At 73.3% G+C, this 2,272-nt stretch carries 3 protein-coding genes; all 3 read left to right on the top strand.

Annotated features, from left to right (window positions below; genetic code table 11):
- On the top strand, positions 1–801 hold an 801-nt coding region (locus AB0O00_RS36355), incomplete at its 5' end, for an ABC transporter ATP-binding protein (RefSeq protein WP_363658980.1).
- A gap of 180 nt (positions 802–981) precedes the next feature.
- On the top strand, positions 982–1,764 hold the full coding sequence (locus tag AB0O00_RS36350; protein ID WP_363658979.1) for a FadR/GntR family transcriptional regulator: 783 nt from the start codon (positions 982–984) through the stop codon (positions 1,762–1,764).
- The coding region (locus AB0O00_RS36345) for an amidohydrolase family protein (protein WP_363658978.1) at positions 1,761–2,272 on the top strand (512 nt) is incomplete at its 3' end. The genes AB0O00_RS36350 and AB0O00_RS36345, both read left to right, overlap by 4 nt.

Below are 2,272 nucleotides of genomic sequence, written 5' to 3'. Positions count from 1 at the left end.
GAGCTCGCGACCCCGCCGCGCCTCACCGAGGGCATCGTCTTCGACCGGGTCAGCTACCGGTATCCCGGGACCGACCGGTTCGCCCTGGAGGACGTGAGCCTCACCATCCCGGCCGGGACGGTCGTCGCCGTCGTCGGCGAGTACGGCTCCGGCAAGACCACCCTGGTCAAGCTGCTCAACCGGTTCTACCGGCCGGACTCGGGCCGCATCACGGTCGACGGGGTGGACCTCGCCCGGCTCGACGGCGCGGGCTGGCACGCCCGGACCAGCGCGGCGTTCCAGGACTTCGGCCGCTACCACACCGTGTTCTCCGAGACCGTCGGCCTCGGCGACCTCCCGCACCTGGAGGACCGGGAGCGCATCGCCGAGGCGCTGCACGAGGCGGAGGCCACCGGCTTCGTCAGCCGGCTGCCCCAGGGCGTCGACACCCGGCTCGGCCGCGAGCTGGGCGGCGTGGACCTGTCCGAGGGGCAGTGGCAGAAGAGCGCGCTGGCGCGGGCGACCATGCGCCGCGAGCCGCTGCTGGTCGTCCTGGACGAGCCCACGGCCTCCCTGGACGCCCCCAGCGAACAGGAGATCTTCCAGCGCCAGATGGCCCGTGCCCACGAACTCGCCGCCCGCACCGGGGCGATCACGGTCATCGTCTCGCACCGGTTCTCGACGGTCACCGGCGCGGACCTCATCCTGGTGCTCGACCGGGGACGCCTCGAAGAGGTCGGCTCGCACCAGGAACTCCTGGCCCGGCGGGGGCGCTACGCCGAGCTGTACGGCATCCAGGCAACGGCGTACGCCGCGTCATGAGCCGCCCCGCGCGGGTCGTCCTCCAGGCCGATACATGGGATGTATCCGGAGTGGGGCCTCTATCGGGATGCCCAGGGCGCGGGTGGGTGGACGGCATTCTGGCCGGTGGGCGGCCGAGTTCGGCAAGGAGAAGGCAGTGGATCTCTTCCGAGACATGGGATCACCTGATACGTTGGCGCCGTGTCGCTCACTGACAAGGCCATCGCCCGCATCCGCCGGATGATCCGGGACGGCGAACTGCTCCCCGGTTCGAAGCTGCCCCCCGAACAGCAGCTCGCGGCCGAGCTCGGACTGTCCCGGAATCTGATGCGCGAGGCGGTCAAGGCGCTCGTCGTCGCGCGGGTCCTGGAGATCCGGCGCGGCGACGGCACCTACGTCACCAGCCTGGCGCCCGGTCTGCTGCTGGAAGGGCTCGGCGGCGCGGTGGAACTGCTCCAGGGCGACACCGTCCTCGAACTCACCGAGGTGCGCAGGCTCTTCGAGCCGGCCGCCACCGCGCTGGCCGCCACCCGCATCACCGACGAGGACCTCGCCGAGGTGGCACGCCACCTGGCGGCCATGCGGGACGCACGGGACGACATCGAGCTGCTGACCCGGCACGACGCCGCCTTCCACCAGGCGGTCGTCCGCGCCACCGGCAACGAGACCCTGGCCACCCTCCTGGAGCACATCTCCGGGCGCACCCTGCGGGCCCGGGTCTGGCGCGGGCTGGCCGACGCCGACGCGGCCGGGCGGACCATCACCGAGCACCAGGCGATCCTCGACGCCCTCGTCGCCCGAGACCCGAACCTCGCCCAGGCCGCCGCCCTGCTGCACATCAACACCACCGAACGGTGGCTGCGCGACCACCTGGCCGAAGGAGCGGAGTTCCCGGCCGCGGCCGGACCGCGGCCGGACCCCTCCGCACCTGACAGCCCGGCCATCACCGACCGTCCATCACCGACCGAGGAGCGAGGCGCGTGAGAGTCGACGCGCACCATCACATATGGGAGTTGGGCCGACGCCCGCACTCCTGGCTCGACGCGCCGGAACTGGCCGCCGTCCGGCGCGACTTCGGGCCGGCCGACCTGGCCCCCCGCGCCCGGGCGACCGGCATCGACCGCACCGTCCTGGTACAGGTCCTGCCGGACGTCGCGGAGACCCGGGAATTCCTCGCCCTGGCCGCCGCCGAACCCATGATCGCGGGCGTCGTCGGCTGGGCCGACCTCACCGCGCCCGGGATCGCCGACACCCTCGCCGAACTGCGACGGGGACCGGGCGGCGACCGGCTCGTCGGCATCCGGCACCTGGTCCAGGGCGAACCCGACCCGGCCTGGCTCGCCCGCCCCGACGTCCGGCGCGGACTGCGCGCGGTCGGCGACGCCGGGCTCTGCTACGACCTGCTCGTCCGGGCCCACCAACTCCCCGCCGCCATCGACACGGTGCGCGCCCTGCCGGAGCAGCCGTTCGTCCTCGACCACCTCGGCAAACC

Origin of the sequence: Kitasatospora sp. NPDC093558, from assembly GCF_040683475.1 — a bacterium.
GTDB lineage: Bacteria > Actinomycetota > Actinomycetes > Streptomycetales > Streptomycetaceae > Kitasatospora.
The sequence above is the reverse complement of the archived record's forward strand: the minus strand, read 5'-3'. Positions and strand labels throughout refer to the sequence as shown.